This is a genomic window from Marinobacter sp. MBR-105 (assembly GCF_053628895.1).
Map to the genome: position 1 here is coordinate 1 of NZ_JBRJHG010000022.1, position 26,542 is coordinate 26,542.

The 26,542-nt window shown below is 56.8% G+C and carries 30 protein-coding genes; 10 read left to right on the plus strand and 20 right to left on the minus strand.

The genetic code is table 11. The annotated features are described in order from the left end of the window. Positions 1 to 199 precede the first annotated feature (199 nt). Together ACSSVV_RS19185 and ACSSVV_RS19190 are read left to right on the plus strand one after the other, a co-directional pair. On the plus strand, positions 200 to 1,162 hold the full coding sequence (locus ACSSVV_RS19185) for a hypothetical protein (RefSeq protein ID WP_454106768.1): 963 nt from the start codon (positions 200 to 202) through the stop codon (positions 1,160 to 1,162). A 200-nt stretch (positions 1,163 to 1,362) separates the two neighbouring features. Continuing rightward, positions 1,363 to 2,007: a hypothetical protein gene (locus tag ACSSVV_RS19190; protein ID WP_022992331.1), complete on the plus strand. Its 645-nt coding sequence runs from the start codon at positions 1,363 to 1,365 to the stop codon at positions 2,005 to 2,007. A gap of 315 nt (positions 2,008 to 2,322) precedes the next feature. On the opposite strand, the gene ACSSVV_RS19195 is transcribed toward ACSSVV_RS19190, so the two are convergent. The 4 genes from ACSSVV_RS19195 to ACSSVV_RS19210 are packed head-to-tail and all read right to left on the minus strand — an operon-like array spanning position 2,323 to position 5,151. Then, the gene (locus tag ACSSVV_RS19195; RefSeq protein WP_023009826.1) at positions 2,323 to 2,538 is read right to left on the minus strand and encodes a TOBE domain-containing protein; all 216 of its coding nucleotides are present in this window, start codon (positions 2,536 to 2,538) and stop codon (positions 2,323 to 2,325) included. 40 nt (positions 2,539 to 2,578) lie between these two features. Beyond that, positions 2,579 to 3,394: an ATP-binding cassette domain-containing protein gene (locus ACSSVV_RS19200; RefSeq protein WP_454106769.1), complete on the minus strand. Its 816-nt coding sequence runs from the start codon at positions 3,392 to 3,394 to the stop codon at positions 2,579 to 2,581. Between the two features lie 5 nt (positions 3,395 to 3,399). Further along, a complete protein-coding gene (ssuC, locus tag ACSSVV_RS19205; RefSeq protein WP_454106770.1) occupies positions 3,400 to 4,191 on the minus strand; it encodes an aliphatic sulfonate ABC transporter permease SsuC in 792 nt (263 codons plus the stop codon). A 21-nt stretch (positions 4,192 to 4,212) separates the two neighbouring features. Continuing rightward, positions 4,213 to 5,151: a sulfonate ABC transporter substrate-binding protein gene (locus tag ACSSVV_RS19210; RefSeq protein WP_454106816.1), complete on the minus strand. Its 939-nt coding sequence runs from the start codon at positions 5,149 to 5,151 to the stop codon at positions 4,213 to 4,215. Positions 5,152 to 5,475: 324 nt separating this feature from the next. On the opposite strand from ACSSVV_RS19210, the gene ACSSVV_RS19215 reads away from it, so the two are divergent. After that, on the plus strand, positions 5,476 to 6,090 hold the full coding sequence (locus ACSSVV_RS19215) for an RBBP9/YdeN family alpha/beta hydrolase (protein WP_454106771.1): 615 nt from the start codon (positions 5,476 to 5,478) through the stop codon (positions 6,088 to 6,090). A 25-nt stretch (positions 6,091 to 6,115) separates the two neighbouring features. Here ACSSVV_RS19215 and epsC read toward each other — a convergent pair whose 3' ends face one another. The 4 genes from epsC to ssuD form a co-directional block, all read right to left on the minus strand. Next, positions 6,116 to 7,027 (minus strand): serine O-acetyltransferase EpsC, encoded by a 912-nt coding sequence (gene epsC, locus ACSSVV_RS19220; RefSeq protein ID WP_454106772.1) that lies wholly within the window; start codon positions 7,025 to 7,027, stop codon positions 6,116 to 6,118. Positions 7,028 to 7,038: 11 nt separating this feature from the next. After that, positions 7,039 to 7,890 (minus strand): class II glutamine amidotransferase, encoded by an 852-nt coding sequence (locus ACSSVV_RS19225; RefSeq protein ID WP_454106817.1) that lies wholly within the window; start codon positions 7,888 to 7,890, stop codon positions 7,039 to 7,041. A gap of 134 nt (positions 7,891 to 8,024) precedes the next feature. Then, entirely contained in the window at positions 8,025 to 8,957 is a 933-nt protein-coding gene (locus ACSSVV_RS19230) for a CysB family HTH-type transcriptional regulator (RefSeq protein ID WP_454106773.1), read from the minus strand. 261 nt (positions 8,958 to 9,218) lie between these two features. Further along, positions 9,219 to 10,349, minus strand: coding sequence for an FMNH2-dependent alkanesulfonate monooxygenase (gene ssuD / locus ACSSVV_RS19235; protein ID WP_454106774.1), 1,131 nt, complete (start codon positions 10,347 to 10,349; stop codon positions 9,219 to 9,221). Positions 10,350 to 10,657: 308 nt separating this feature from the next. On the opposite strand from ssuD, the gene chrA reads away from it, so the two are divergent. From chrA to ACSSVV_RS19250, 3 genes are all read left to right on the plus strand, one after another. Continuing rightward, positions 10,658 to 12,067 carry a chromate efflux transporter gene (chrA, locus tag ACSSVV_RS19240; protein ID WP_454106775.1) on the plus strand — a complete coding sequence of 470 codons (1,410 nt, stop codon included), beginning with the start codon at positions 10,658 to 10,660 and terminating at the stop codon, positions 12,065 to 12,067. 198 nt (positions 12,068 to 12,265) lie between these two features. Further along, a complete protein-coding gene (locus ACSSVV_RS19245; protein ID WP_454106818.1) occupies positions 12,266 to 12,775 on the plus strand; it encodes an amidohydrolase family protein in 510 nt (169 codons plus the stop codon). A gap of 149 nt (positions 12,776 to 12,924) precedes the next feature. After that, on the plus strand, positions 12,925 to 13,572 hold the full coding sequence (locus ACSSVV_RS19250; RefSeq protein WP_454106776.1) for a peroxiredoxin: 648 nt from the start codon (positions 12,925 to 12,927) through the stop codon (positions 13,570 to 13,572). Between the two features lie 107 nt (positions 13,573 to 13,679). Here ACSSVV_RS19250 and ssuE read toward each other — a convergent pair whose 3' ends face one another. The 6 genes from ssuE to ACSSVV_RS19280 all read right to left on the minus strand — a co-directional run bounded on the left by ssuE (position 13,680) and on the right by ACSSVV_RS19280 (position 18,433). Continuing rightward, on the minus strand, positions 13,680 to 14,270 hold the full coding sequence (gene ssuE, locus ACSSVV_RS19255) for an NADPH-dependent FMN reductase (protein WP_454106777.1): 591 nt from the start codon (positions 14,268 to 14,270) through the stop codon (positions 13,680 to 13,682). A gap of 12 nt (positions 14,271 to 14,282) precedes the next feature. Continuing rightward, positions 14,283 to 15,395: a sulfate/molybdate ABC transporter ATP-binding protein gene (locus ACSSVV_RS19260; protein WP_454106778.1), complete on the minus strand. Its 1,113-nt coding sequence runs from the start codon at positions 15,393 to 15,395 to the stop codon at positions 14,283 to 14,285. Further along, positions 15,392 to 16,255, minus strand: coding sequence for a sulfate ABC transporter permease subunit CysW (cysW, locus tag ACSSVV_RS19265; RefSeq protein WP_454106779.1), 864 nt, complete (start codon positions 16,253 to 16,255; stop codon positions 15,392 to 15,394). The genes ACSSVV_RS19260 and cysW overlap by 4 nt, the downstream gene beginning before the upstream one ends. 20 nt (positions 16,256 to 16,275) lie before the next feature. Continuing rightward, a complete protein-coding gene (gene cysT / locus ACSSVV_RS19270) occupies positions 16,276 to 17,106 on the minus strand; it encodes a sulfate ABC transporter permease subunit CysT (RefSeq protein ID WP_454106819.1) in 831 nt (276 codons plus the stop codon). 4 nt (positions 17,107 to 17,110) lie between these two features. Next, positions 17,111 to 18,184 (minus strand): sulfate ABC transporter substrate-binding protein, encoded by a 1,074-nt coding sequence (locus tag ACSSVV_RS19275; RefSeq protein WP_454106780.1) that lies wholly within the window; start codon positions 18,182 to 18,184, stop codon positions 17,111 to 17,113. An 81-nt stretch (positions 18,185 to 18,265) separates the two neighbouring features. Beyond that, positions 18,266 to 18,433: a YezD family protein gene (locus ACSSVV_RS19280; RefSeq protein ID WP_023009787.1), complete on the minus strand. Its 168-nt coding sequence runs from the start codon at positions 18,431 to 18,433 to the stop codon at positions 18,266 to 18,268. 700 nt (positions 18,434 to 19,133) lie between these two features. On the opposite strand from ACSSVV_RS19280, the gene ACSSVV_RS19285 reads away from it, so the two are divergent. Together ACSSVV_RS19285 and ACSSVV_RS19290 are read left to right on the plus strand one after the other, a co-directional pair. After that, entirely contained in the window at positions 19,134 to 19,754 is a 621-nt protein-coding gene (locus tag ACSSVV_RS19285; protein WP_454106781.1) for an RNA polymerase sigma factor, read from the plus strand. After that, positions 19,748 to 20,008 (plus strand): zf-HC2 domain-containing protein, encoded by a 261-nt coding sequence (locus ACSSVV_RS19290; protein WP_031210432.1) that lies wholly within the window; start codon positions 19,748 to 19,750, stop codon positions 20,006 to 20,008. Before ACSSVV_RS19285 ends, ACSSVV_RS19290 begins: the two co-directional genes overlap by 7 nt. Before the next feature lie 14 nt (positions 20,009 to 20,022). Here the strand turns inward: ACSSVV_RS19290 and ACSSVV_RS19295 are convergent, their stop codons facing one another. The 4 genes from ACSSVV_RS19295 to ACSSVV_RS19310 all read right to left on the minus strand — a co-directional run bounded on the left by ACSSVV_RS19295 (position 20,023) and on the right by ACSSVV_RS19310 (position 22,141). Further along, positions 20,023 to 20,961, minus strand: a complete 939-nt coding sequence (locus ACSSVV_RS19295; protein ID WP_023009784.1) for a DUF3179 domain-containing protein — start codon at positions 20,959 to 20,961, stop codon at positions 20,023 to 20,025. Further along, on the minus strand, positions 20,954 to 21,325 hold the full coding sequence (locus ACSSVV_RS19300) for a glutaredoxin family protein (protein WP_023009783.1): 372 nt from the start codon (positions 21,323 to 21,325) through the stop codon (positions 20,954 to 20,956). Before ACSSVV_RS19300 ends, ACSSVV_RS19295 begins: the two co-directional genes overlap by 8 nt. A gap of 69 nt (positions 21,326 to 21,394) precedes the next feature. Further along, entirely contained in the window at positions 21,395 to 21,721 is a 327-nt protein-coding gene (nrtS, locus tag ACSSVV_RS19305) for a nitrate/nitrite transporter NrtS (RefSeq protein ID WP_454106782.1), read from the minus strand. Between the two features lie 24 nt (positions 21,722 to 21,745). After that, positions 21,746 to 22,141, minus strand: coding sequence for a hypothetical protein (locus tag ACSSVV_RS19310; RefSeq protein ID WP_454106783.1), 396 nt, complete (start codon positions 22,139 to 22,141; stop codon positions 21,746 to 21,748). Between the two features lie 152 nt (positions 22,142 to 22,293). Here ACSSVV_RS19310 and ACSSVV_RS19315 point away from each other — a divergent pair, with 152 nt between their 5' ends. Together ACSSVV_RS19315 and ACSSVV_RS19320 are read left to right on the plus strand one after the other, a co-directional pair. Beyond that, complete coding sequence (locus ACSSVV_RS19315; protein ID WP_454106784.1) at positions 22,294 to 22,704, plus strand: hypothetical protein; 411 nt, start codon at positions 22,294 to 22,296, stop codon at positions 22,702 to 22,704. Between the two features lie 83 nt (positions 22,705 to 22,787). Beyond that, on the plus strand, positions 22,788 to 23,540 hold the full coding sequence (locus ACSSVV_RS19320; protein WP_023009779.1) for a YiiX/YebB-like N1pC/P60 family cysteine hydrolase: 753 nt from the start codon (positions 22,788 to 22,790) through the stop codon (positions 23,538 to 23,540). 9 nt (positions 23,541 to 23,549) lie between these two features. On the opposite strand, the gene ACSSVV_RS19325 is transcribed toward ACSSVV_RS19320, so the two are convergent. Then, positions 23,550 to 25,697 carry a putative bifunctional diguanylate cyclase/phosphodiesterase gene (locus tag ACSSVV_RS19325; protein WP_454106785.1) on the minus strand — a complete coding sequence of 716 codons (2,148 nt, stop codon included), beginning with the start codon at positions 25,695 to 25,697 and terminating at the stop codon, positions 23,550 to 23,552. A 121-nt stretch (positions 25,698 to 25,818) separates the two neighbouring features. Continuing rightward, positions 25,819 to 26,532: a hypothetical protein gene (locus tag ACSSVV_RS19330; RefSeq protein ID WP_454106786.1), complete on the minus strand. Its 714-nt coding sequence runs from the start codon at positions 26,530 to 26,532 to the stop codon at positions 25,819 to 25,821. Positions 26,533 to 26,542 lie beyond the last annotated feature (10 nt).

Consider the following 26,542-nt stretch of genomic DNA (forward strand, 5'->3'; position numbering starts at 1 on the left):
CTAAAGACCATATAAGTAGTTGTAAAATATATCCTCCTGATCGCCGATTACAGGTGCCGGATGACCTCAGCAGTCAGTGATGATTCATGCCAACAGTCACGTACGCAGCCCTGGCAGAAATTTCCAAAATGATTGCGAGATCCTTTACCCTCCAACAAATGCTCAATACATCCCGTTTACCCGGGATAGGGAGTTCGGCATGAGCCAGAAGTCTTTGGATATCCAGCGTCTTGAACGCTACAACAGCGAACAGACTCAGTACACCCTTGCCATTATTACGGACGAAGACCACGCGTCCCAGGTAACACTGGATGATGGTCAAACCGCTTGGCAGTCAACTCTTCGTTTCGACAGACTCCACCGCGACACCGATCCTGTGACCGGGAATGTCCGCTACTGCTTGGAAGAAATTCCCAAGAATGCGGGGGGTGAGCATCAGCTTATCAGCCTGATCGCCGAAGGCGGCCGCGGCGCGGAATTTTCCGAGCTAGTTCAGTTTGGCGAACGGTTAGTAACATTTGACGACCGAACTGGCCTGGTCTGTGAAATACGCAACCGGAACCAGCTTGTACCACGTCACATCCTGATGACGGGCAGCGGCGATGAAAAGTTCAAAGGCTTCAAGAGCGAGTGGGCCACGCTCAAAGGGGATCAGATGATCGTCGGCAGTCATGGGAAGAACGCCCAGGAAGAGTGGGTCAAAATTCTGAACCGCAACTACAGCCTGGAGAGCCAGGATTGGCGCCAAAACTATCAACGCATTCGGGATGCCTTGAACGTTGGCAAACAGGGGTACGTCACCCACGAGGCGGCGGAATGGCACCCCTATCACGGCTGCTGGCTTTTCTTCCCACGAAAAATTTCTCACACACCGTTCGATGAAGGCATTGACGAGACAGAAAGAGGCGGTAATACGCTGGTTGTTGCAAGCTCAGACTTCACTGATATCAAAACACTTGAGGTTGGCAAAAGAATTCCAGCACGCGGAGTCTCTTCATTCAAGCTAATGCCTGGTCGTACCGACGAGTGTATCGGGCTGAAAAGTGTCGAAATCGGGGATAGGACGGAAACGTATCTGTTCTGTTTTGATCTGGAGGGGAACGTTCTTCAAGACGATACATTAATAGGCAACTATAAATGCGAGGGCATCGAAATCCTGTAAAACTTCATTCGACATAAATTTTTAGGCAATCAGCATCCTGGACAAAGAGATTTCCCGAGCGTTAGAGAACGTTAATAAACCTTGTATCTGCGCGGTCTGCCACGAGACTGGTAGTAGATGATCAAGGGTGAGTGAGTAACCTGCTCACCCGGATCATCTGACTTAAGATCACATACCACAAACGGTAAGGAGATCAGACTATGAAGCGCACAGCACTCTCTATCGCTATTGCTTCAACTTTCGCACTTGCACCGGCTGCCGGGCTGGCCGCGGAAAGCCCATACCTCAAATCGGACGGTTCCTGGATCACCCTGAGCGGAACAGTGACCAGCACGACAGCAGACACGTTCAAACTGGACTATGGCGAAGGCCTGGTCACCGTTGAAATGGACGACTGGGACTGGTTCGAGGAAAGTGGCGAACTTCTTCCGGGCGACAACGTCACGGTTTACGGTGAGATTGACGACGATACCTTCGAAACTGCAAAGATCGAAGCCAGTAGTGTCTTTGTGGACAGCCTGGGCACTTACTTTTATGCCAGTGCCGCAGATGAGGAAAGCGCCACCGATTTCGATGTAGCGCCTACCATTGATCTCGGCCAGATGGTGCTCACCGGCACAGTAACAGGTGTTGACGGCACAGAGTTTACCATCGACACAGGCGCACAAAAGACGACGATCGATACGGCTCTGATGACGTACAACCCGACTGATGATGAAGGCTATCAACAGATTGAAGAAGGTGATTTGGTCACCGTGACCGGCGACGTGGACATTGATACCTTCGATGACGCTGAGCTAATGGCGGATACCGTTGTTACGCTTGATGATGAAAGCAATTCTTAAACACAACTCCCTTCAGCCCCGCGTCAGGCGGGGCTGTAATCTTCAGTTATTCGATTGCCATTGTGAACCTCCTGGTGTTTACCTCGGTCCACTCCTCACAGATAAATGACTAAAAGGCGAATGTCCGCTTTTGTTTACCAGGGGAGGCTGCGCTGGTCGCAAAGCGACCGTTCAGGGCTCGACGATGAAGTTTTTCTTCAGCGGCGAGCTTTTTGCAGCGAAGTGGAGAGAAGGGCGGCCGGTGGGAGGCTGCCCAACTTTCTCCCTTCAGCCATCGGGCGCCAGATAACCGTTAACCTTGATTAACCAAACCTCTCATAACCTTGCCAAAGCCACCTCAGTCGCCTTAACGAAAGCCAGAACATCCGAGCCCTTCTTCAGGCCAAGCTCTTTGACAGAGCGTGTGGTGATCACCGAGGTAACAATGCCGCCCGGGGTTTCCACATCGACTTCGGACAGTACCGGCCCCTCATTGATGGCCACCACCTGGCCGCGAAACTGATTGCGTGGGTTCAGTTGTTGAATGCTCATATCGGTTTCCTCTCGTTATTGATAATCCGTTGCAGATCCATTAATTCGAAATCGTCAGATACCCGGCGGCCGTTTGTAACGTGGCCCGTTTGTTTTTAGGCACCGCCTCGCCTGGCGCCTCTGCCGGCACGCCGGTGAGGTACTCCAGCAAGCGCGCCTCATACCCCACGAAGGCCGGATCGGTGGCCACCCTGGGGCGGGGCAGCTGGATGCTGACATCCAGGCCGATGGCGCCGTCGTCGAGCACAATTACCCGGTCCGCCAGCATCACAGCTTCACTGACATCATGGGTCACCATCACCAGGGTGAAGCCATGCTCCTGCCACAGGTTTTCGATGAGCCGGTGCATGGTAGACCGGGTCAGCGCATCCAGAGCGCCCAGGGGTTCGTCCAGCAACAGCAGTTCCGGCTGATGCGCCAGTGCCCGGGCCAGCGCGACGCGCTGTTTCTGCCCTCCGGACAGACTTGCTGGCCAGTCCTGTGCCTTGCTGTCGAGCTCCACCTCGTGCAAAGAGAATTTCGCCCGGGCGGATTCCACGTTGCCGATCTCGACGTTCTCGATCACAGTTTTCCAAGGCAACAGGCGCGGCTCCTGGTACATCATCCGCACGCTGTGGTTGCCGGTTCCGGCCGCCTCACCGGCGACCTCAAGTTGTCCGCCGTCGGGCTTATCAAGTCCAGCCAGCAGCCTCAGCAGCGTGCTTTTCCCACAGCCGCTTCGGCCGATAATGACCAGACTCTCCCCTGCCCGGATATCCAGATCCAGCCCTTTGAGGACCGTCAGGTCCCCGAAATACCGCTTAAGGTTGCGGGTGGTAATCCCTACCCCCCACTTTGCCGAAGATAGTTCTGTCATAACGGTTAAACTCCCTCACCCCGTTGATAAGCCGGATGCCAGCGCAGCCACCAGAGCTCCAGACCTTTGGCGCTGAGATCGGCCAGTTTTCCAAGCACGGCATAGAGCAGGATGGCGACCAGCACCACGTCGGTCTGCATGAATTCCCGGGCATCCATCGCGAGGTACCCGATGCCGTCTGTCGCAGAGATGGTTTCCGAGACAATCAAGGTCAGCCACATGAAGCCGAGGGCAAACCGTACACCGACCAGAATTGATGGCAGTGCGCCGGGCAACACCACATGCCAGAACAGGGAAAACCCTTTGACGCCGTAGGAGCGAGCCATTTCCAGCAGCTGAGGATCGACGTTGCGAATGCCGTGATAGGTATTCAGGTAGATCGGGAACACACTGCCCAGCGCCACCAGGAAAATCTTTGCGGTTTCATCAATCCCGAACCACAGAATCACCAGTGGAATCAGGGCCAGGTGCGGAATGTTCCGCACCATCTGCAGCGTGCTGTCCAGCAGCAGGGAAAGCCAGCGGGACAACCCGGTGGCAAACCCCAGTGCCAGGCCAATTCCACCCCCGATCAAAAAGCCAACGGCCGCCCGTTCAAAACTGCTTTTCAGATGGAACCAGAGCTCTCCGGACACCGTCAGTCGCCAGCCGGCGGCTACGACATCCGTCGGTGCCGGCAGCACTCTGGCGGTAATCCAGCCCAACTGCGCCGCAATTTGCCAGGCCAGCAACAGTACTACCGGCACGATCCACGGCAGAACGCCTGTTAATGCCCGGTTACGAATGGAAAGCGACATCGCCTCTGCCTCCTGATCGGCTTACTGTGCGTTACGGGCAACCGACGCAGGACTTTGCCAAAGTACCGAGTCGATGTTGATTTCACGGGGAATCAGGTTCAGCTCGTAAAACACATCGGCAATGGTCTGCTGGGCTGCACCAATCCGTGGAGTGATCCGGGTCGCGCCATAGGCGTAGCGATCAACCGCCAGCCGAAGCGAGTCTTTGGAAATACCGGTTTCCTTGTGAAGAATGTCCACCACTTCCTGCGGATGATCCTTGGCCCAGGCATCCAGCTCGGCCAATGAGTCGATCACCTCATTAACGATGCCGGGATATCGCTCAGCAAAAGGCCGGGACGCGAGATAAATCTGGTGGTTATCCACCAAGCCTTCTCCATCCCGCAGTGAACGGGCACCGGCAATCTCTGCGTCCGCCTGGTACGGGTCCCAGATCACCCAGGCGTCTACGTCGCCACGATCAAATGCGGTGCGGGCATCGCCGGGCTTGATGTAGACCGGCTTGATGTCGCGAATCGACAAATTGGCCTCTTCCAGTGCGCGTACCAACAAATAATGCACGTTCGAGCCCTTGTTCAGCGCCACTCGCTTGCCTCTCAGATCCGCCACGGACTGAATCGGTGAATCAGCTTTCACAAGTATTGCCTCGCCCTTGGGCGCCGGCGGCTCATTTGCCACATAGACGAGATCCGCACCGGCGGCCTGGGCAAAGATGGGTGGGGTTTCACCCGTGGTGCCGAAATCCACACTGCCGACGTTCAGCCCTTCCAGCAGCTGCGGGCCGGCGGGAAACTCGATCCACTTCACATCGAAACCCTGTTCAGCAAGCTGCGGTTCCAGGGTGCCCCGGGCCTTGAGCAGAATCAGGGTGCCGTATTTCTGGTAACCGATACGCAGGGTGTTTTCCTCCACCTCTGCGTTGACACCTAGTGGTGTCAGCAACAAGGCGCTTGAAGCCAGCAGGCCAATAAACGCCCGGCGGCTGGTTCGTAGTCTGTGTTTCAGGGAAGCCTGTTTAGCCACAATATTGATCTCCATCCGTTCCATGATTACAGGGCCGGAATCAGCCCCGTTTCGTGGAATCAACGCTATCAGCGCAAATAGCGGTGCCAAACCAACTTATCGTGCAGAGCTTCTGAATAAATCCTCTATTACCGAAGTGACGCCTTATTGCGCGCTTTATGCAATCGCAGAATAACAAATGCAGAAATGGTTGGTTCGCCTGCTCAAGCGGTATCGGTAAAGTCCGGGTATTGGTAAGCAAAGAGAATTGGAGAAAACCTCATGTCCGAAGAAATCGGCTATCTGATCATTCCCGGCTGGAACAGCTCGGGAACCAACCACTGGCAGAGCCATTGGCAGCTATTGTTACCCAACAGCAAACGGATTCACGTGGAGAGCTGGACTCGACCGGACCCGGAAGACTGGATTGAGGCCATCGACCGGGACGTTCGCAACGCGCCGACCGACAAGTTAGTGCTGATTGCCCACAGCCTCGGCTGTGTCGCGGTGGCGCATTGGGCCCAAAGGCATGGCACAAGGCGAGCCGATCGCATTAAAAGTGCGCTGCTGGTCGCTCCCGCAGACACCGAGCGCGAGTTAGCCCCAGCCGCACTGCAACCCTTTGCGCCCATTCCCGATGATTACCTTCCGTTTCCTTCCCTGGTGGTGGGCTCCACCAACGACCGGGCAGCGTCGGCGGACCGTGCCCGGGACCTGGCCCTGCACTGGGGTAGTGAGTTCGAGCTGCTCCCGGGTGTGGGCCATATCAATACCGAATCTGGACATCAGCGCTGGATTGAGGGGCTGCGATACCTTGCCCGAGCCTCGCGCGAGCCCACGCCAAGGGTCCTGGCGGCCCAGAGTCAGAGCCTGTCGCCGCACCTGCTCAGTTACTGATTGAGGGGAATGCAAAGGACAGGCTTCAGAGCTCCGGCCCCGCCTGCGTGACGGAGGCCTGGGATACCCGGCTTTTCGGCGGTACGCTGCGGGTCAACCAGACATTACCACCAATGACCGATCCTCGGCCGATAGTAATGCGCCCAAGTATGGTGGCGCCCGCATAGATCACCACGTCGTCTTCGACAATCGGATGGCGGGGTTCGCCCTTGGTCAGGGCGCCGGTTTCGTCTTCGTTGAACCTCACCGCGCCAAGCGTTACGTTCTGGTAGATACGCACCCGGTCACCAAGAATGGCGGTCTCCCCAACCACCACGCCTGTGCCGTGGTCAATGAAAAACGAGCGACCGATGGTGGCACCGGGATGAATGTCGATGCCGGTGGCCGAATGCGCTTTCTCGGCAATGATTCGCGCGATCATCGGCAGGCCGGCCCGATAGAACCCATGGGCGATCCGGTGATGGATAATGGCTTCGACGCCGGGATAGGAAATCAGCACCTCGTCCACGCAGGTCGCCGCAGGATCGCCATGGTAGGCAGCAAGCACGTCTTCATCCAGTTGCCGCCGCAGTGCGGGCAGCTGTGCCAGCAGCTCGCTGACCAGGCCGCTGGCCTTTTCCCTCAGGGTGACCAGAGCCTGCTGTCCCCGGTCAAGGTACTGGAGTTCCAGCGCCACCTGGTTAACCAGTTCCCGCTCTACATTGCCCAGCATGTAGGCTACGAACTGGTCTTCCCGCTCTTTGGTCAGATCCGGCGGGCCCAAGCGCATGGGAAACAGAATGGCACAGAGGATGTCCACCGTTTGATGAACCGCCTGATGTGACGGCAACTCGCGGCTGCCCAGGTCCAGCTCCCGGCCCTGGCGCTCACGCCAGTCGTGACGGGCCAGGCGCAGTTCCGCCGTGATTTTATCGATAAGACGCTTACCGGATGGCAAAGACTTTCTCCTTAGATGGCGTGGCCTTGGCTGAGCACCTCAAGCAGATCACTGCGGACCTGGGTCGTCTGAAGCAGATCATACCCGTCCATCAATGGAACGTCAGATACTTCATCGTGGCGTGATCCGCCAACAAAAACGGCCAGCTCGTTCTTCCCGAACCGGTGCCAATCATGGCCATCGGTGATCGGCTGTGTGGCTACCATCACGACTGGCGCACCGGCATAGACGGTGTCGTCAAGCCATTGATCGCAATCCACCAGCTTTGCGCGCTTTGGCTCATTGGTCTGGCGGGTCCAGTAAAGATTGGTGCTGCCATGGGCAAACATCACATCACCAATGGTCAGCAGGAAATTGAAAGTACCGTGGGCAGCAATCTCAGCCGCCACGCGGCGAATTTCGCCAGCCAGCGCGTCGAGCCCGGGCCGGGTGTCACCGAAGGTGATCACCAGTTCGGTCAGCAGCAGGCCGAACGCTGCTTCACTGTCGGTTTCGCCATTGGGCTTGAAGCGTGCATTCACCGCTGGCCGGAAATCATGAAGGTCACCGTTGTGGGCAAACACCCAGTCATAGCCCCAAAGCTTGTGGCTGAAGGGATGACTGTTGACCAATTCTACCGGTCCGAAGGTGGCCTTGCGGACATGGGCGATCAGATTGCGAGTGAGAATATCCCGGCCCAGAAACGCCTGGGCCTTGCGGCAATTGAAGGCACTGGTTTTCTGGACATTCAGGTGATGGGTCCCATCGGCGTAATAGGCAATGCCCCAGCCATCCTTGTGATCACCGGTACCGCCGCCGCGGCACAGGAAGCCACGCAAAGGTTCCTGCGGGGACACTGGACGGGCGCTGTTTAAACCGAAGATCTAGCACATAGTTCACTCTGCCGTGACGAATAGTGTTGTTAATAGTAGAGAGGTGAAGCAGGGAGATTAACCAATAAAAACTGATATCTTTATCAGAATGCCCGCGGAGCAGGCTTAGCTGCCGGCTCCACCACTCAGCGACCAGCAGGCAGGGCCAACTGGCCGGCCACAACCTCCTCGGTCAACTCCGAAGCGCACAACTGGATAAACTGAAACGCATAATTGCGCAGCAGATTGCCCCGCCGTATCCCGATACGGGTCTGCTTTTCCTCGAACAGGTGATCGGTATTGAGCAACTGCAACCCCGAATCCCGGGCGGGGTTGAACGCCACCGAGGCAATGATACCGATGCCCAGGCGCAGTTCCACATAGGACTTGATCACGTCTGCATCGAGGGCGGTCATGATGATTTCCGGGCGCAGGTTTTCAGTGGCGAAAGCCTTCTCGATAGAAGCTCGGCCCGTAAAGCCTTCGTGGTAGGTAATAATGGGGTACTGCTGAATATCTTCCAGCGTCAGCAGATCTATTTCCGCCAGCGGGTGCAGCTTGGGCACTACCACACCATGGTGCCAGCGGTGATACGGAAAGGACACCAGCTGGGGAATATCACCCAGCGCCTCGGTAGCCACACCTATGTCCGCCTCGCCACTGAGCAGCATGCTGACAATTTCATCCGGGCTGCCCTGGTGCAGCCTCAACCGCACTTTTGGAAACTGCTGTTTGAACCGGCTGACCACCTCCGGTAACGCATACCGCGCCTGGGTGTGGGTGGTGGCAATGGTCAGCTCGCCGGAATCCTGTTCCTGGTAGTGCTCGGCCAGATTTTTGATATTACGGGCATCCATCAGCATGCGCTCCACATAGATCAGCATCTGCTGACCAGGCTCGGTCAGCCCCAACAGGCGTTTGCCTTTTCGGACATAAAGCTCAACGCCCAGCTCTTCCTCCAGATCCTTGATGTGTTTGGACACACCGGACTGGGAGGTGAACAGCGCATTTGCCACTTCCGTCAGATTGAAATTCTGCCGGGCGGTTTCCCGCACTATGCGTAGTTGCTGAAAGTTCACAGGCTGCCTTCCCTACTCAACGATGAAACGCCTGGCAAAGACTTGCCAACAAGTAATAAAAACCAGGATATCAATATCATTGAAGTCTAAGGCAGGCTAAAAAATAAACCGAATAATATTTACTGCATTGCTAAGCGTTTTTTTTCATATGACGCCGCCAGTACCCGGCTGGGCCAGACAAAAAAGGCCGGACAACGAAGTATCCGGCCAAACGGAGTGGTGCCACAATGAGCGCACACAACACTGCAAATTCAGATCACCTCAGGATGCCGAGGCTTTTGCGGCCCGGATATCAAACGCTCCGCCGGTATGGAAGGCCGAATCGGTAACAGCCTGTTTGCCCGGCAATAAGGGGAAGACCAGTTCCGCAAACCGGATGGATTCCTCAAGGTGGGGGTAACCAGACAACACGAACGTATCGACCCCGGCATCCCGGTATTCCAACAGACGCTTTGCCACGGTTTCGGGGTCGCCGACGAGGGCGGTGCCAGCCCCGCCCCGCACCAGACCCACACCAGCCCAGAGGTCCGGGCTGATTTCCAGCTGGTCACGACGACCGCCGTGCAGCGCCAGCATGCGTTTCTGGCCGACCGAATCCATCCTGGCCAGGTTCTGCTGGGATTTTGCGATGGTGTCATCGTCCAGGTTTTCGATGAATTTGTCCGCCTCCGCCCAGGCCTCTTCCCGGGTTTCCCGGACAATCACGTGCAGGCGCACACCAAAGCGTACCGTGCGGCCATGCTTGGCGGCCTCGGCACGGACGCGGTCGATCTTTTCAGCCACGGCTTCTGGCGGCTCGCCCCAGGTCAGGTAAGCATCCACCTGTTCTCCGGCCAGCCGGATGGCCGCATCGGAAGAGCCACCGAAATACAGCGGTGGATAGGGCTTCTGGATCGGCTCGAAGTAGTTTTTTGCGCCCTTGATGCGATGATGTTTGCCATCGAAATCGACCGTTTCACCCTGAAGCAGGCGCCGCCACACCTTCAGAAATTCATCGGCGGACTCGTAGCGCTCATCATGACTGTAATAGACACCTTCCGCGGCCAGTTCGGCGGCATCGCCTCCTGGTACAACATTCAGCAGCAAGCGGCCTCCGAGGGCTTCATCTAGCGTTGCCGCCTGGCGGGCGGAGACCGTTGGCCCCGAGATGGACGTTCTAAGCGCCACCAGCAATTTGATACGGCTGGTAACCGGGGCAAGGCTGGAAGCCACCACCCATGGGTCCTGGCAACTGGCGCCGGTGGGGATCAGCAGGCCGTCGTAACCCAGGTCTTCGGCGGTAGTGGCAATACGCTGCATATAACGGTTGGTTGCCGGACGGCCACTGCCGGGCTTGCCAAAATAACGGGTGTCGCCCGACGTGGGCAGAAACCAGAATACATCGAGAGTCATGGCCATTCTCCTTGAAGGTCGTTGTCATTGCTTGACCGCAGGTTAGCGCCCCAGGCTCCGCTCACAAATCCGATTATCTTCGATCAACATTCTTTTTTATGGATACAGGTACCCGGCCCCGGTCGTGGTTGCTTTTCCGGATTTGAGCAAAGCATTTCAGGTTTTCTTGGTTTGGTGGCGTCGAGTGGTCTGGTAGTTTATGAGCACTCTCCGGGTAACCCCTTCTGCCCAAGTAACGTGCCAGAGCTGTACTCCGTTACACTGCTGCGCATCCTTTCTTTGCGTGTATCGCTTTCGGAGACATACTGATGCCGCCTACTTCCTCTGCGAGAGCTACCCAGAACTCCGAAATGACAGCCAACAACGCCTTTGGCCACAACATCACCTTTGCTGAAGCGGTCCATGTGTGGTTGCGTGTCGCAATGCTGAGCTTCGGTGGCCCGGCGGGCCAGATTGCGGTGATGCACCGGATTCTGGTGGATGAGAAGCGATGGGTCAGCGAGAGCCGGTTTCTGCACGCACTCAATTACTGCATGGTGCTGCCCGGGCCGGAAGCGCAGCAACTGGCCACCTATCTAGGTTGGCTACTACACGGTGTTAAAGGCGGTCTGGTGGCGGGCACACTGTTCGTGCTGCCTGGCTTTGTGGCGATTCTGGGGCTGAGCCTGCTGTACGCCGGCTTTCAGGAAACCTCTCTGGTTCAGGCGCTGTTCTTCGGTATCAAGGCAGCGGTGTTGGCGGTGGTCATCCAGGCGGTAGTTCGCATTGCCCAGCGGGCACTGAAAAACCGGATCATGGTCACTTTGGCGGCCCTGGCTTTCGTGGCCATCTTCTTTTTTGCCGTGCCCTTTCCCTTTGTCATTGCAACGGCGGCGCTGGTGGGAGTGATTGGCCGCCACCTGGACCCGGAGCGATTTGTGGTGATCAAAGGCCATGCCACGCCGGAAGAGAGCGAGCGCGCCATTGACGCAATGATGGCGAACAGCACTGGCCATCACACCGAGGCAAGCCGCGGGCGCACACTGAAAGTGCTCGGGATTTGGCTGCCCCTGTGGTTTGTGCCTCTGATAGCGCTGGCCCTCTCGCTGGGCATGGACAATGTGTTCACCCAGATCGGTCTGTTCTTCAGCAAGCTGGCCGTGGTGACCTTCGGGGGTGCTTATTCGGTACTGGCCTATATGGCTCAGGAAGCAGTCCAGAATCATGGCTGGCTGGCCCCGGGTGAAATGCTCGATGGCCTGGGTATGGCAGAATCCACACCCGGGCCTCTGATTCAGGTGGTGCAGTTTGTCGGGTTTATGGGCGCCTTCCGGGATTCCGGTGGCCTGGACCCGTTTACCGCCGGCGTTCTGGCTTCAATATTGGCCACCTGGGTCACCTTCGTACCCTGTTTCCTCTGGATTTTTCTCGGTGCGCCCTATGTGGAGAAACTGCGGGGCAACCAGGCCGTCAGCGCCGCGCTGTCAGCCGTTACCGCAGCTGTGGTCGGCGTCATGCTGAACCTTGCCATCTGGTTTGCGGTGCACGTGATCTTTGCTGAGGTCCAGACGTCGAAAGCCTGGGGCGTTCAGTGGCTCGCTCCGCAGTGGGACAGTGTCCAACTGGCCAGCGTGGTTCTGGCGCTGGGGGCATTCGTCGCCATTCTCCGTTTCAAAATCGGCATGCTACCGGTGCTGTTCACCAGCGCCTTGCTGGGTATGCTTTGGTATTGGTTATAAAGGTGGCACCACCGGGGCACCTGACAAGTAAGAATACCTGCAATGCTTTGCAGAAAAAGGCATATAAACCTTATCAAAATCAGGCAAATACTTTTCTTAAATACTTGGTTCCGGATGAGCTTGAGACACCTTAAGGTGCAGCTCCCTGTCCATCCACATGCTGCCGGATATTTTACGACCAAGGATTCTGCCGTATGAATCGACCGGGTCGTTCACGAGCTGGGTCTGTCCGCCATTAACATTGAGCCCGGTTTTGCCGAACCGGCCCGCCAACCGGACAATCCGGTTTACTTCCCGATCTACGAGTATTGCGCGCGCCTTGGCGTACCGGTGTCGTTGATGAGCGGGCCCACCACGCCGGATCCCAGGTTCAATGATCCGGCCGGACTGGCGGTGGTGGCCAATTCGTTTTCCACCTTACCGCTGATCGTCTACCACGGTTACTGGCCGAACGTCGCCCAGGCCATTGGGGTAGCGTTCCGTGATCAGAACGTCTTCCTGGTGCCGGACATGTACCTGTTCCAGCCCGGCAGCCAGTTGTACGTGGAGGCCGCCAACAGTTTCCTCTCGGAACAACTACTGTTTGGCTCGTCCTACACCTTCCGGCCCATCCGCCAGTCCATCAACGACACGCTCGAACTGGGTTTCCGGGAAGCGGTACTCGACAAGGTGTTTTATCAAAATGCGGCGGGGCTATTGGGCCTTTAAAACATTATGACGCTATTGACCTTTACCAGTGAGCCAGAAACGCGTTAGCAATTTATCGAAGAACCATATCGTTTTTTATTGGAATTCAGAAGGTTAAGTTCTTGGTACCTTGATGGAACGGATGTGAAAATTAACCAGAGGAGTGACCCATGACATTAAAACTCGGAGACACCGCCCCCGATTTCGAACAGCAATCCAGCGAGGGCAAGATCCACTTTTACGAATACCTTGGCGACAGCTGGGGCGTGCTGTTTTCCCATCCGGCGGATTTCACGCCCGTGTGCACCACCGAACTGGGCCTCACGGCCAAGCTCAAGGATGAGTTTGAAAAACGCAACGTCAAGGTGCTGGCCTTGAGCGTCGACGATGTCGATTCGCATGGCAAGTGGATTGAGGATATCAATGAGACCCAGGGCACGCGGGTGAACTTTCCGATTCTGGCCGACAGCGACCGTAAGGTTTCGGAACTATACGACATGATTCACCCCAACGCCGACAACAGTGCAACGGTGCGCTCCGTGTTCGTGATCGACCCGGCCAAAAAAGTGTGCCTGACCCTGACCTACCCCGCCAGCACCGGTCGGAATTTCAATGAACTGCTGCGGGTCATCGATTCCCTGCAACTGACCGAGCACCACAAGGTGGCGACACCGGGCAACTGGGAAAGCGGGGACGACGTGGTGATTGTGCCCGCACTTCAGGACGAGGAGGAAATCAATCATCGGTTTCCATCTGGCTATCGCGCAGTCCGGCCTTATCTACGCCTGACCGCAGATCCTTCCAAACAAACGGCATGAAGGCCCAAGAAAACAGGCACTCACGAAAAGACCGGAGGTTTGCAGCCTCCGGTCTTTTAGTTCCTGCGCTGGCGACCATAGGTTCGAAAGGCTGCCAGGGCTTGTTACTACACTGCCAGCGTTTCGCCTAGCCGGGAGTGAGTCCGGTCCCGGCTTAACGGGTGGTCCGGGTGCGTCTCGAAGCCATCGATAAAGCGATCCAGAGCAACCCCAAGGCGCTGCAGAATTTCGTCGCCAATCAGGTAGTCCCCGGTTTCGGTTTTCTCGAAGTGGCTATCCGGGGAGTAGACCACCGGCAGCGCCTTTTCCGCCTTAAGGTTAATAAAAATCGGCTGCAGGGCGTGATCCACCGCCAGCATGTGGGCCGGTGATCCGCCCGAGGCCACTGGCAACACACTTTTGTGCAGCAAACCACCTTCGGGAATCAGGTCCAGCAGGGTTTTCAGAACTCCAGAAATGGAGGCCTTGTACACCGGGGTAGATACGATCAAACCGGCCGCCCCCGCGACATCTTTCAGGTACGCCTGTACCTGATCGCTCTTGAAATCAGCGCGCAGCAGACTGTTCGCATCAAAGTTTTCCACACTGTAAGTGCGCACTTCCACATCCCGCTTTGCCAGTTCGCCAAACAGATACTCGGCCAGGGCGCTGGAGCGGGATTTCACGTTGGGGCTGCCCAGCAGGGCGACAATATGCATAAAAACTCCCTTTCACCTTGTTGAGGCCTGAGGCGCGGCTTTCTCGCCGGCTTCAAACCAATGCGTTTCGGTAGGCCGCAGGTACACCCGCTCACCCACCGCCAGATCCAGGGCCCGGAAGTCCCGGCGCGGCAGCTCAACGTCGATCACGTTGGGCAGGCCGTCACTGGCGGCATGCTCAGGCACCACCTCCAGGCGGTATACGCTGCCCATGGGCTGGATGAACTTGACGCGGCATTCCGGCAGCTTCTCGTCCGTGGTTTTCAGCAGCTCGAAATCGTGCGGGCGAATGTAGGCGGCAAATGGGGTGTCGTCTCCGGCCCCTTCACTCCCGGGTGGCCGAATAGGCAGTTGCCAGGCACCGGTATCCAGAGTCTCGCCCTGAAGGCGACCGTGGAAGACGTTCACATTGCCGATAAAAGACGACACAAAGGGACTGGCGGGGTTGTCATAAACCGCTTCCGGAGTGCCCACCTGTTCGATCCGGCCTTTGTCCATTACGACAATGCGGCTCGCGACCTCCATCGCCTCTTCCTGGTCGTGGGTGACGAAGATGCTGGTCACGTGCAGTTCGTCATGCAGCCGGCGAAGCCAGCGGCGCAGTTCCTTGCGGACATTGGCATCCAGGGCGCCGAAGGGCTCGTCGAGCAGCAGGAACTTGGGCTCTACCGCCAGCGCTCTCGCCAGGGCCACCCGCTGACGCTGTCCGCCGGAGAGCTGGGCCGGAAAGCGTTTGCTCAGCCAGTCCAGCTGCACCAGATCCAGCAGCTCATGTACCCGTTTACGGATCTGCTCCTCGCTGGGGCGCTCGCTGCGTTTGAGAACCCGAAGACCAAAGGCCACGTTCTCGAAGACGGTCATGTGCCCGAACAGGGCGTAGTGCTGGAAAACAAATCCCACGCCCCGTTGCTTGATGTGCTTACCGGTGACGTTCTCACCGTTGAGCCAGACTTCGCCTTCATCGACAAAATCCAGCCCGGCGATCATCCGCAGCAGCGTGGTCTTGCCGCAGCCGGAAGGGCCCAGCAGGGCCACCAGTTCGCCGTCGTCGACATTGAGTGAGACATTGTCCAGGGCCTTGAAATCGTCAAACGCCTTGGTGATGTTGCGGACTTCGATGCTCATTGTGTTGCTCTCTCCAGTGACCGCGCCTGTTGCCACTCAACCAGGCTTTTCAATACCAGTGTCAGGATCGCCAGCCCAGCCAGCAGCGAGGCAACGGCAAAGGCGGCGGTAAAGTTGTATTCGTTGTAGAGAATCTCCACGTGCAGCGGCAGGGTGTTGGTCTGGCCCCGGATATGGCCGGACACCACCGACACCGCGCCGAACTCGCCCATGGCCCGGGCGTTACACAGGATGATCCCGTACAGCAGGCCCCATTTGATTTTCGGCAGGGTGATTTTCCAGAACATGGTCCAGCTGCCGGCCCCCAGGGCGATGGCAGCCTCCTCTTCTTCGGAACCCTGCTCCTGCATCAGCGGGATCAGCTCCCGGGCCACAAAGGGCACAGTCACGAACAGGGTGGCCAGAATGATGCCCGGCACCGCGAAGATGATCGGGAAGCCCTGCTCGGCGAACCAGCTGCCGAACCAGCCGTGGGCCCCGAACACCAGCACGAAGATCAGGCCGGCGATGACCGGTGAGATGGAAAACGGCAGGTCGATCAGCGTGGTCAGCGTTCCCCGACCGGTAAACTGGAACCGGGCGATCATCCAGGCGGCGGCAATGCCGAACACCGTGTTCAAAGGGACCACAACCGCCGCCACCAGCAGGGTCAGCTTGATGGCCTCCCAGGTGTAGCGGTCATTGATAGCCTGAGCATAGAGATCCCAGCCTTCGCTGAAGGCCTCGATTAACACCGCCGCCAGCGGCAGCAGCAGGAACAGGCCTATGATGAAAATGGCCAGGCCGGTGAGCAGGTAGCGGGGCCACTGCCGGGCACCGGGCTGGTCCAGGCGATCCAGCGCCAGAGTCTGTGTGTGCATGGGGCTCTCCTGGGGTTCTGTTAAAGTTTGCCGGTGCGCTTGCGGGTCCAGGCCTGCAAAAGGTTAATGACCAGAAGCATGATGAACGCCACCACGAGCATCATCAGGCCGATAGCGGTTGCGCCGGCGTAGTCGTACTGCTCCAGCTTGGTGATGATCAGCAGCGGTACGATTTCCGAGACCATGGGCATGTTGCCGGCGATGAAGATCACCGAACCGTATTCACCAAGCCCCCTGGCAAACGCCAGGGCGAAGCCCGTAAGCAATGCCGGAATCAGCGGTGGAAACAGCACCCGCCGGAAGATAGTCCAGGGTGAGGCCCCCAGGCTCTGGGCCGCTTCTTCCAACTGGCTGTCCAGGTCCTGCAGAACCGGCTCCACCGTGCGCACCACAAAGGGCAGGCCGATGAACATCAGTGCCACGACAATACCCAGAGGCGTATAGGCGATGCGGATGCCCAGCTCGGTGAAGAAACTGCCAATCCAGCCGTCCGGCGCGTACAGGGCCGCCAGCACAATGCCGGCCACGGCCGTGGGCAGGGCAAAGGGCAGATCAATCACCGCATCGAACAGACGCTTGAAAGGCATGGGGTAGCGCACCAGCACCCAGGCAATCACAAACCCCAGAAACAGGTTGATAAAGGCCGCCGCCAGCGCTGTGAGAATGCTCACCCGGAAAGACGCCAGCACCCGGCTATTGGTCAGCGTGGCCACCAGCTCCTCAAGGCTCAGCTCGGTGGTCTTCCAGACCAGTGCGCAAAGCGGGATCAGAACCAGCAGGGAGAGGTAAAACAGGGTAATACCACTTGCCAGGCGAAAGCCTGGCAAGATGGAGAAGGATCGCTTCATAATCGCCTCATTGTGGGAGGTAGATTGCGTCGAAGACACCGCCGTCGTTGAAGTGGGTTTTCTGGGCGTTCTGCCAGCCGCCGAACACGTCCTGCACGGTGACCCGGGTTACTTTCGGGAACAGCTTCAGGTCTTCCTTGTTGGCAAAGTGCTCGAAGACCGGACGGTAGTAGTGCTTTGCCGCCAGTTGCTGGGCCACCGGAGAATACAGATACTCCAGGTAGGCCTCGGCCGCCTCGACCGCGCCCTCACCTTTTTTCTCGACATTGCCATTCACCACGGTGACCGGTGGTTCGGCCAGGATACTGATGGACGGCACGACAATGTCGAACTCACCCTGGCTCAGTTTGTTCACCGCCAGCAGCGCCTCGTTCTCCCAGGCCAGCAGCACATCACCCAGACCACGCTTCACAAAGGTGGTGGTGGAGCCACGTGCGCCGGAATCGAGAATCGGCACGTTCTTGTAGAGCTTGGTCACGTATTCTGTGGCTTTCTGCTCGGCCGCCTTCACTTCGTCGGCGAACTCGGGGTTATCAAGCTTGCTCAGGTCGCCCAGCTCCTTTTTCAGCACATAGGACCAGGCCGCCAGGTAATTCCAGCGGGCGCCGCCAGAAGTTTTCGGGTTCGGGGTGATCACCTCGACGCCCGGTTTGGTCAGATCATCCCAGTCCTGAATGTTCTTGGGATTACCCTTGCGCACCAGAAACACGATGGTCGAGCTATACGGGGCGCTGTTGTTGGGCAATCGAGTCTGCCAGTCGGCCGGCAACTTGCCGGTGCGCTCGCCGATGGCGCTGATGTCATAGGCCAGGGCCAGGGTGACGACATCGGCCGGCAGGCCATCAATCACCGAGCGGGCCTGCTTGCCTGCACCGCCATGGCTTTGCTCGATGGTGACCGAATCACCAGACCTGGCCTGGTACCAGTCGGAAAATTCCTTGTTGTACTCCTGGTAGAACTCCCGGGTGGGATCGTAGGAGACGTTCAGCAGGGAGATATCCTCAGCCTGCGCCGGGCCGGCCACGGAAGCGGCCAGCAGGACACTGGCGGAAAACGCCAGCAGTGGTTTTCGGAAAGACATATCAAACTCCTCGGGATTTAAAGCGTTGACTGCCTCCGGCGGTCCGGTCGGCCAACAGGTTGTTCATCGGGTTTTGGCTGTTCAGCGGGCGCCGGTGGATTTCTCGAACCGCACCTTCTCCCGCTTCTCAAGTTGCACAAGCTGGCCCTGGTGAAACGTCAGTTCGACGGTGCCGAAGTCCATCTTGCCAATCAGGCTCTCAATGAGGCTGGACAGCTCCTGCACCAGCCTCGGATTGCTGTCGCTCATCTTTATCTCCATTGACTGTGTCAACATGAACACGAGGTTACTGATGGCAGGTTAGAAACAGAAACACGAAAAACTGAAATCTTTATGAAGCAGAAGAATAAGGGTAGGGAATCTATTCTGAAATTAGCAGCCCATTGGTCAGGGGTTCACCCGCAGGCAGCAAGATGTAAGCGTCTGGCCATTGCATCTCGTCAGCTATGGCCGGCTTCTGTCGACGTGAGTGCGTCGGTGTGGAATTTGGTTTTGACGAGCCTCGATGCGAATGTTCGCTTTTGTTCAGGTGCTGTCCGGGATGCGGGATAGTCGCAAAGCGAACATTCAATCGGAGCGCAAAACCATAGTCACTTGTTAGTGATTCTCTAACCATTTTCACTCTCTGACCGGCCTCAAGCGTTTAATCAAACTGCTGGCCTGTCCAAAATCGTTTAACCACTAGACCGGTCAGGCTCTAAATGGGTTTCTTAATACAAGCGCGAGCTGGATTTCCTGGCAATGAGCCGACTTAAAACAAGGCCAGGATCAACTATAGTTTTGGAGCAATGAATCAGAGTCCTAAGCAACTACTCAAGTTCGCCATTTTTTGACCCCGGCGCTCTGTCCTAAAGTAAAACTTTTTTGAGCATTCACTATAAAATTCTGGAACTTTTTTCTACTCTCAATGACAGTACCGAGGTAGCGATCTCACAAGGAACGGAACCCGATGGAAACTGAAGTGCAATCAGAGTCCGAAGCATCATTAATCGAAGACCTAAAACGGAGAGACTCAACCGCCTATCAGAAAGCGGTACGCGACTACTCACCCGGCATGTTGGCCGTCGCCCGATTTTACCTGGACCACTCAAGCGCCGAGGAAGTAGTCCAGGACTGCTGGGTAACGGTTATTGATGCTGTCCAGAAGTTCGAGGGCCGATCCGGTCTGAAAACCTGGCTGCACCGTATCGTCGCCAATCGCTGCAAAAACCGGCTGCGAACGGCGAACCGGGAAGTCGCAACGGACTTCTCCGAGACCCTGGAGCCTGAACTGGCTAATCGTTTCAATTCCACAGGGCGATGGGATCTGCCCCCCAAGCTGCAATTCCATGAGTCCGCCGACACCCTGTTGGAAAATGGCGCCCTTAGCGATTGCCTGGACAAGCATCTCTCTGCACTGCCGGAAACCCAGCGTTCAGCCCTGATGCTTTACGAAGCCCATCAACATAAATCCGATGATGTCTGTAACATTCTGGATGTCAGTGCCTCTAACCTTCGTGTACTTTTACACCGTGCGAGGCAAAAGATCTTTCTCATGGTGGAGACCTTCCAGGAGACGGGCGAATGTTAATGTGCAGGGATCTGGCCGAGATTGCCAGTGACTACATCGATGGTGAACTCAGCGGCCGGCAGAACCTGTCAGTAAAAATGCATCTGATGATGTGCAAGGACTGCCGCACGTTTATCGGCAACCTGCGTGCAAGCAGTAGTCTGCTGAGTGCTCACTCCTCGGGGAAGGCCGACGAGGAGTTTCTGCGCAGGATTGACGAAAGGGTGGCTGAAGCGCTGAATGACCGACAAAACAAGGGAAGTGATTCAGAGTAACGCTTTCGGGATTTCTATTCGGCCTCGAATACATTGGTATCCGGATGGAAGGTATACCAGGCAAACCAGAAAGCCCGGGTCGCCGGAAGAAGATTGCCTGAATCGTCGCGCAATTCCGCCGATGGCACTTCCGGGTCATAATGCACCTGCACAGACTTCCCACCAATACGGTCTTCAAGTACGGCACCGTGATCAGCCAGCTCCGGGAACGGCCAGGCCTTACTTTCACCATTGTGTGACCAGCCTAACACCCAGGTTTTTGGATGATATTTCCGGCTGGTGTGGGTGACCGGAAAATAGAGTCGCTCCGAGTGATCGTAATCGCCATAGGGCGACATTCGATAATTACGGTGGTGGCCGGTATCGGTGGAAAGCACTGTTCCGCTTTCTTCAACGCGGTCCCGCCAGCGGTGCCAGAGCTCGTGGCGAATGGCGACGGGTTCCAGCTCAGTTCCCGCCAACGGCCCCGAAACCGCCCGCCCTTCAATCTGCGACCACAGGGATTCGGTCTGATGGTCGTACATGAGCAGATCACTGTTATACAGCAGACCCGAGACTCCGAACGTAAGAGTCCGCCCGTCTACCCTTGGATCAAAGGCCATGCCCGTGCCGCACAGCGGGCAGAAGGTGATCAGCAACGGCGTGCCGCCAAGATCATGATTCACGATCTCGTGCCAGTTCAGGATTCCAATAGGATAGGCAAAACTGACCTCTCCTTTGTCATAGGTCAGCATCAGGTCATCGGACCGCCAGAGGGATGCGTCTTCAGGGTCCTGGAACAGCGGTTCATTAATCGATGGAATGCCGTCCCGGGGCGGTCCTCCGCGGAGAATCTCCTCCACCGGCACAAGCGCATTGCCAAGCTCGAACCCATTCTTTGTTTGACTGAAAGCCGGCTGGGCGAATAGCAGCGATGCCATTGCCAGAATCACGAGATTGTTGAATCTATTCATGACTCCTCCCGGGGATGCCCACCTCTCTGAGTCGCTGCTCGATTCTCGGTACGGAAAACCCATGCAACCGCTCGCCACCAATCAGGAAAAACGGTGTCCCCCTGCCGCCGAGTCGTTCAAATGTGTCCCGCGCAGCCCTGGAGGCGGTTATATCGAATTCCAGGTAGGAGACCTGGTTGTCGTGGAAATAATACTTGGCCGCCTCACAGCCTGGACAGAATGGCTGTGAGAAGAGAACGACACGGGAATCCGGTGTGCCCATGCTTTTTTCAATGACCTCACCGGACAACAACGCACTGTTCCAGCTCAATAAAACGGCCACTGCGGCGGTTACTGCAAACGCCCTTGCGATTGGCATTTTCATGCTCACCTCCCAGGCAGGAGACAGGACCCTGCTTGCTGTTACGGGGGAGACACTGCACCAGCCGGTTTGTTACACCGAATCCGATTGCATATGGACGTTTCGGGCCTCTTCATGAACCGCTTGCTCGGCTGCCTCGGCCTCCCGAAGCAGCGTCAGATCCTTGCTGACACTGGTGTAGGTTGATACCAGGTAGGGCACGCAGTACGTCAGCAAAACTTTCAGCCAGTCCATGGACGCCGCGCCGGTGACCGCTTCCCATTGATTGATGAGCACCAGAAGCGTGCCAACAACTGCCGCCAGCTTTGCGGCACGCCGGGGCGTACCGTGGCCTACCGCAAGCTCACAGGCCTCCCTGCAGCGGCGAGCCGGGGTACGCAAAATCTGGAGAAACGACATCTATACCTCAGGACGAGCATGTTGTTATCTGAAAAATCCCTGAATAACTCGTTCGGTTTGCGGAACTTTGAGGTCATCAGGGCGGACAATGAGAATATCAGCTTTCTGGCCTTCCGATGGAAAGCCGATTTTTTTACCGGGAAAGACCGTCTCTAGCTCTTTACCGAGAGACTTGATGGCCATATCCTGCTTTAACAGTGTAGCCACCACTAGTGGCACACCTGTCCAGGTTTGCTTAACCATCTTGAGAACATCCGCGAAACTGCCTGCCTCCGAGGTCACACTGCTGGAAACAATCACACCAGCAGGCTTCGTGGAGCTGCCGCCGGTGACAGGCGTAAAGCCAAGTTTCGAAAGCAGTTCGGTCATCGGTTTACGGATGAAAGGATGAGGACGGGCGAGAACAACTTCTCTGGTCATAGCAGACTCCTGGCTTGCTGATTCAATTGACTCACATCGTCAAGACACCCCCTTCTGTCGTTTGTTACACGGCTCCTCCGATATTCCCGGAACTTCCCCGTGACCTCCATGTCTCTGGAACGATCATTCAAAAATCATAGAAGGATAAAAGAATGCCCAAACAGTTACCTCTCGCCCTGTTGCTGCTGCGTCTCGGTGTTTTTACGGTGTTCCTGTTCTGGACCCTGGACAAGCTTATACAGCCAGATCATGCCGCCAAAGTGTTCGGTGCGTTCTACGGCCTCGGAGGGCTCAGTGAGACCGCCTTTTACATCATGGGAGCAGCCCAACTCGCGCTTATCCTCGCGTTTGTGGCAGGGGTAATGAAAACCTGGACTTATGGCGCCATTTTTGTATTCCACGGCGTTTCTACCCTGTCAGCCTTCGGCAAATACCTCCAGCCTTTTGATAATCTCCTGTTCTTTGCGGCCTGGCCAATGCTTGCTGCCTGCGCTGCCCTGTTCCTTTTGCGGGACTACGATACCCTGACACTCTCCCGCCAACCGGTTCCCGCAACCGCCTGATCAGTCCGCGAAAGGCTGTAACATTAACCCCGACTGCATGTCATTGTTATTAACAAAAACAGACATGCAATCGGGGGTTAACCATGCTGCTGAACTGGCTGTCGAGGCGACTGGCTGCCTATCTGTCCAAACAGATCAAATGCTACTCGGTCCGAACCTCCACCTGGGCAGCTATACAGGCGTCGATCAAACCCGGGGACGTGCTTCTGGTGGAGGGAAATACCAGAATCAGCACGGCTATCAAGTATCTGACCCAGTCCACCTGGTCCCATGCGGCGCTGTATCTCGGCCCCGAGGCGAACCTGGGTATTGATGAGGACGGAGAGGAACATGTTCTGGTCGAGGCGGATCTTGAGGACGGTATTCGATGCCTGCCGCTGTCTTTTTACCGCAACTTTCACACCCGAATCTGCCGGCCTGTCGGGCTCAGTGACCAGGATATCAGCAAGCTGATCGACTACTCGAAAAGCCGGATCGGGCACCAGTACGACCTGAAAAACGTCTGGGACCTGGCACGCTACCTTTGCCCCACACCACCGGTACCAACCCGTTACCGTCGTTCCATGCTGGCATTGGGCAGTGGCGACCCTACCCGGGCCATCTGTTCGACATTTATTGCCCAGGGCTTCCAGTCGATCCGCTATCCGATACTGCCTGAACGCCTGGCCAAATCAGACGATGACGCAGATTGGCAAGCCCAGCAACGCGAATACTTCCGGATTCGGCATCACTCCCTGTTCGCGCCTCGGGATTTTGATGCATCGCCCTATTTTGATGTAATCAAACCAACGCTGGAGCAGGGGTTTGATTACCGGCAGTTTCAGTGGGCAGATTGAGCCTCCTGTTTAATCATCGCCCTTATCTTTCGCGGCCCGGAATCCCGTTTGCGAGGGCTTGCCCAACAGATACCCCTGCAGCTCGTCGCAACCCGCCGATGCCAGCCAGCTAGCCTGTGCTTCGGTTTCAACACCCTCGGCAATAACCTCGCAGCCCATGGCATGGGCCATGGTGATTATGGTTCTGCACAGAGCCTGGTCCTGCTCGTTATCCGGAAGGCCCGTTACAAAGGTCCGGTCAATCTTGATACGGGACACAGGCATTGCCTTGAGATAAGCCAGGGAGGAATAGCCGGTGCCAAAATCGTCGACCGCAAGGGTCAGATCCAGCTCACGAAAGCGATTGAGGGTTGTCATTGCCAGTTCAATATCGTGCATCAGGGCCGTTTCGGTAATTTCCAGCTCCAACAGACGAGCGGAAACGCCACGGCTTTCAAGCAAAGCCGAAAGTCGGTCGGCAAAACCCGGATCGTGAAGCTGAAGCGCAGAGACATTCACCGCAATTCGCCCTGAAAACCCCTGTTCCGACCATTCCTTCAAAGTGGCAACCGCCTGTTCCAGGACCCAGTCGCCGATTTTTACGATAAGCCCGGTTTCCTCCGCCAACGGAATAAACTCAGCGGGTGAAATCGGGCCAAGCAGGGGATGATGCCAGCGAAGGAGCGCTTCATAACCGGTGTTCCGTCTGAGGCGATCGAACTGCGGCTGGAAATACAGCTGCAATTGCCGGTTCTCGATGGCCGTTTTGAGACTTTGAATCAATTCCTGCCTGTGGAGGACCTGATCTCCGAATTCCGTGGCAAAAAACTGCACCCTCTGGCTCGGTGACTTTTTTGCACGATGCATGGCAATTTCAGCGTGACTGAGCAGGGTTCTGGCATCCTGTCCATCCAGTCCGGAGACGGCAACGCCAGCACTGACCTCACACTCAAAGGTTTTACGACCAACCTGGACCGGCCGCTGACAGGCTTCGATAACGGCAGAGATCCCGGCCTCAATGTCCGTTGAAGCTCGGCCCCGATCACCGACCAGCAGCCCGAACACATCGCCTCCAAGACGGGCAACCCGGCCATGATTGGCACTGAAGCCGGCGATACGACGGGCAATTTCCTGCAATACCCGATCGCCAGCCTCGTGGCCTGCCAGACCATTCAGCGTCTGGAAATCGTTCAGACCGAGCACCAGAACGGCCTCTTCCCCTCCGCCATGGTCTGGATCGCTGAAATGGCGGTCCAACTGCTCTTCGAACAGGCTTCGGTTGGCAAGGCCGGTAAGTTGATCATAGAGGGTCCGGATCTCCAGTTCCTGCTCGGTTCTTCGCAGGGTGCGGGTTCGTTCCGCAAGCAATTGGTCGAGCTCCCGGTTAAGCAGTTTCAGCCGTGACAGGTAAGCCGCGTTCTGTTTCAGCATGCTGTTGAACACTCCTTCCACTTCACCGAACTCATCGCAGCGGCCGGCGGGCGTGAGGTATTTCAGGGGATGTTCGGCGTCCTCGCCAGCGCGGGATATGCGATCACGGAGTTTGAGGAGTGGGGACAGCATCATACGATCGACCACGAACATGGTCACGGCGGTCACAAAAACGGCGATCAGCAGCGACAGACCCAGTATCCGGAACACAAAGGCAACCAGCTCCGATGGCACGTCACTGACATCCACCCGGGCCAGGACCTCGTAATTCGAGAGAACCGGGTCAGCGGACCAGGAGAGATCGAGCATTCCCTGCGGTGTCCTGGGCGCAGAACGAAGCAAGCCATTGGCGGGGTGTGGCGTTGTGATGGTTTCACCCGCTCGATACTCGGTTCCGGCTCTGCGCAGGGAGACACCAACCAACGGACTGCTGGTGATCAACGCCTCCAGTGCAGCCCCGGTTATATCCCGTCCCCGGGTGTGATTGATGAAAGTGATGATTGCCTGGCTGGCTATATCAACCCGGTCGTTCAGAAGGTCTTCCTCGTAATTGCGGTACGACGGAATAAGGATGGCGACCTCAATGGCAAGAATGGCCCCAAAGGCCGCCAGGGTGAGATTGCGGCACAACCGGCAATCAATGAGTTGTCTGGCCCACTCCCTGAAAGAACGCCTGGCAAGGGATTGATCCTCCCTGCCCAGCTCGCCGTTGGCCATGTCCAACTCTGGTTCCACCACCGATTTCATACTACCTCGCCGTTTTTAAGAGCTTTTTAGAGAGACACGCAAGGCAAAGGTAAATTACAAAAAAGGGTGGGGTTTTACCCCCACCCAAGTCCGACAGCAGACTCACTGATGCAAAGCGATGCTATTGCTTGTCGATAAATTTTTTCTGTTCCACCCGGGAATACTCCGTTAGCGCTGCCAGCTCCTCGGAACCCCACTCAAGAGGCTCTGCAGCCATCGGTGCCACCATGCAGATCTGCACCATTTCATCCAGGTGCACCATGTCCATGCCAAAGTCACGCTGGCCCATGGCTACGACATGAGGGTATTCATTCTTGAACGTGGCATTGTAGCCAGCGCCATTGGCATGACAGGTTGCGCAGGAAAGGCCGTTGGAAGACAGGCTGTTGTCATTGAACAGCTTTTCGCCCTTGGCCCGCAGATCTGCAACATTGCCCTGGTAGGGTGTATAGCCTTCGGGACGGCGGACCGCTTCCTTGAGTTTGGCAGACGCACCTTCTCCTTCCGCCTCACCTTCAGCTTCACCCTCGGCTTCCCCTTCAGCCTCGCCTTCACCTTCTGCGTGGCCCTCTGCTTCACCTTCGGCGCGAGCTTCGGCTTCGCCCTCTCCTTTCGCGGAACCTTCCGCTTCGCCCTTGGCCTCGCCTTCTGCTTCGCCGCGGGCCTCACCTTCAGCCTCCCCCTGGGCGGCCTCAGCCGAAGGGATCAACCCAAGCCCGGAGCCGCTGCTCGCATTGAAGCCGGCCACGGCCACCACCGTCATCATGGGAACCGATACCATGAGATTTCGGGACAGTTTTCGTAGAAGTTCCTTTCGGTTTTTGTCTGTGGACATATCTGCAACC

What these genes read in the sequence shown, in the direction of transcription:
- ACSSVV_RS19190 (WP_022992331.1), top strand. Translation starts at nt 1,363, where the DNA reads ATGAAGCGCACAGCACTCTCTATCGCTATTGCTTCAACTTTCGCACTT.
- ACSSVV_RS19300 (WP_023009783.1), bottom strand. Translation starts at nt 21,325, where the DNA reads ATGAAAATGCCAATCGCAAGGGCGTTTGCAGTAACCGCCGCAGTGGCC.
- ACSSVV_RS19325 (WP_454106785.1), bottom strand. Translation starts at nt 25,697, where the DNA reads ATGAAATCGGTGGTGGAACCAGAGTTGGACATGGCCAACGGCGAGCTG.
- ACSSVV_RS19195 (WP_023009826.1), bottom strand. Translation starts at nt 2,538, where the DNA reads ATGAGCATTCAACAACTGAACCCACGCAATCAGTTTCGCGGCCAGGTG.
- ACSSVV_RS19290 (WP_031210432.1), top strand. Translation starts at nt 19,748, where the DNA reads ATGTTAATGTGCAGGGATCTGGCCGAGATTGCCAGTGACTACATCGAT.
- ACSSVV_RS19275 (WP_454106780.1), bottom strand. Translation starts at nt 18,184, where the DNA reads ATGTCTTTCCGAAAACCACTGCTGGCGTTTTCCGCCAGTGTCCTGCTG.
- cysW (WP_454106779.1), bottom strand. Translation starts at nt 16,255, where the DNA reads ATGCACACACAGACTCTGGCGCTGGATCGCCTGGACCAGCCCGGTGCC.
- nrtS (WP_454106782.1), bottom strand. Translation starts at nt 21,721, where the DNA reads ATGTCGTTTCTCCAGATTTTGCGTACCCCGGCTCGCCGCTGCAGGGAG.
- ACSSVV_RS19295 (WP_023009784.1), bottom strand. Translation starts at nt 20,961, where the DNA reads ATGAATAGATTCAACAATCTCGTGATTCTGGCAATGGCATCGCTGCTA.
- ACSSVV_RS19280 (WP_023009787.1), bottom strand. Translation starts at nt 18,433, where the DNA reads ATGAGCGACAGCAATCCGAGGCTGGTGCAGGAGCTGTCCAGCCTCATT.
- ACSSVV_RS19310 (WP_454106783.1), bottom strand. Translation starts at nt 22,141, where the DNA reads ATGACCAGAGAAGTTGTTCTCGCCCGTCCTCATCCTTTCATCCGTAAA.
- ACSSVV_RS19200 (WP_454106769.1), bottom strand. Translation starts at nt 3,394, where the DNA reads ATGACAGAACTATCTTCGGCAAAGTGGGGGGTAGGGATTACCACCCGC.
- ACSSVV_RS19260 (WP_454106778.1), bottom strand. Translation starts at nt 15,395, where the DNA reads ATGAGCATCGAAGTCCGCAACATCACCAAGGCGTTTGACGATTTCAAG.
- ACSSVV_RS19185 (WP_454106768.1), top strand. Translation starts at nt 200, where the DNA reads ATGAGCCAGAAGTCTTTGGATATCCAGCGTCTTGAACGCTACAACAGC.
- ACSSVV_RS19330 (WP_454106786.1), bottom strand. Translation starts at nt 26,532, where the DNA reads ATGTCCACAGACAAAAACCGAAAGGAACTTCTACGAAAACTGTCCCGA.
- chrA (WP_454106775.1), top strand. Translation starts at nt 10,658, where the DNA reads ATGCCGCCTACTTCCTCTGCGAGAGCTACCCAGAACTCCGAAATGACA.
- ACSSVV_RS19215 (WP_454106771.1), top strand. Translation starts at nt 5,476, where the DNA reads ATGTCCGAAGAAATCGGCTATCTGATCATTCCCGGCTGGAACAGCTCG.
- ssuD (WP_454106774.1), bottom strand. Translation starts at nt 10,349, where the DNA reads ATGACTCTCGATGTATTCTGGTTTCTGCCCACGTCGGGCGACACCCGT.
- ssuC (WP_454106770.1), bottom strand. Translation starts at nt 4,191, where the DNA reads ATGTCGCTTTCCATTCGTAACCGGGCATTAACAGGCGTTCTGCCGTGG.
- ACSSVV_RS19315 (WP_454106784.1), top strand. Translation starts at nt 22,294, where the DNA reads ATGCCCAAACAGTTACCTCTCGCCCTGTTGCTGCTGCGTCTCGGTGTT.
- ACSSVV_RS19250 (WP_454106776.1), top strand. Translation starts at nt 12,925, where the DNA reads ATGACATTAAAACTCGGAGACACCGCCCCCGATTTCGAACAGCAATCC.
- ACSSVV_RS19285 (WP_454106781.1), top strand. Translation starts at nt 19,134, where the DNA reads ATGGAAACTGAAGTGCAATCAGAGTCCGAAGCATCATTAATCGAAGAC.
- ssuE (WP_454106777.1), bottom strand. Translation starts at nt 14,270, where the DNA reads ATGCATATTGTCGCCCTGCTGGGCAGCCCCAACGTGAAATCCCGCTCC.
- ACSSVV_RS19320 (WP_023009779.1), top strand. Translation starts at nt 22,788, where the DNA reads ATGCTGCTGAACTGGCTGTCGAGGCGACTGGCTGCCTATCTGTCCAAA.